The following is a 1,322-nucleotide window of genomic DNA, read 5'->3' as shown; positions in this document are numbered from 1 at the left end:
CCCTAACCACAGGTCATCCCCCAACTTTTCAACGTTGGTGGGTTCGGTCCTCCACGTAGTCTTACCCACGCTTCAACCTGCCCATGGCTAGATCACTCCGCTTCGGGTCTAGAACATGCGACTAAAAGCGCCCTATTCAGACTCGCTTTCGCTACGGCTACCCCACACGGGTTAACCTCGCCACATGCCACTAACTCGCAGGCTCATTCTTCAAAAGGCACGCCATCACCCCTAAAGGCTCTGACGGATTGTAGGCGAACGGTTTCAGGTACTATTTCACTCCCCTCCCGGGGTACTTTTCACCATTCCCTCACGGTACTATCCGCTATCGGTCACCAGGAAGTATTCAGCCTTACCAGGTGGTCCTGGCAGATTCACAGCAGATTCTAGGAGTCCGCTGCTACTCGGGAACACTGCAAAGAGGTCATAGATTTTCGCTTACGGGGCTCTCACCCTCTACGGCCGGCTTTCCCACACCGTTCAACTAACCTATAACTTTGTAACTCTTCATCATGATGTCAGCCATGAAAAGCAGGTCCCACAACCCCCCTAGCGCAACGCCTGACAGCTATCACACGCCAAAGGTTTAGGCTACATCCGCTTTCGCTCGCCACTACTCACGGAATCACGGTTGTTTTCTCTTCCTACGGGTACTGAGATGTTTCACTTCCCCGCGTTCCCCTCACATGCCCTATGAATTCAGGCATGGATGACACGACATGACTCGTGCCAGGTTTCCCCATTCGGACACCCTGGGATCACAGCTAGGTTGACAGCTCCCCCAGGCCTATCGCGGCCTCCCACGTCCTTCATCGGCTCCTGGTGCCAAGGCATCCACCGTTCGCCCTTGACAACTTAACCACAGAAAACAAGATGCTCGCGTCCACTGTGCAATTCTCAACCAACGACCAACCCACAACCCACACGAACTCCCACCAGCAAAGCCCTCAGGCCATCGGTATAGGGGTCCAGGTCATGCCTGGCATTGAAGACCAACCACAAGGGTTGTTCTTTCAGATACCCAACAGGGTGCTTATCGCCTCCACCAGCCGCATCAGAACTCGTTCCTTCACCACAAGGGCGTGTACTAGAGGAATCTGACCGTTGCCGGCTTGAGCTAACCAGTGTCTCCGCCTTTGAGCACCCCGACCTGACATTCGCAGGTCGCGGGCCACTGTCCGCTTTCGCGGATAGTTGCTCCTTAGAAAGGAGGTGATCCAGCCGCACCTTCCGGTACGGCTACCTTGTTACGACTTCGTCCCAATCGCCAGCCCCACCTTCGACGGCTCCCTCCCACAAGGGGTTAGGCCACCGGCTTCGGG

2 rRNA genes are annotated in these 1,322 nt (G+C 55.5%); both read right to left on the bottom strand.

The annotated features are described in order from the left end of the window. Window positions 1–861 (bottom strand): 23S ribosomal RNA (locus LPA41_RS40755); the annotation flags it as partial. Window positions 862–1,205: 344 nt separating this feature from the next. Then, window positions 1,206–1,322 (bottom strand): 16S ribosomal RNA (locus LPA41_RS40750); the annotation flags it as partial.

The sequence above is a fragment of the Actinoplanes sp. DH11 genome (assembly GCF_020873875.1).
GTDB lineage: Bacteria > Actinomycetota > Actinomycetes > Mycobacteriales > Micromonosporaceae > Actinoplanes.
This window is presented reverse-complemented; position numbering and strand designations above follow the sequence as displayed.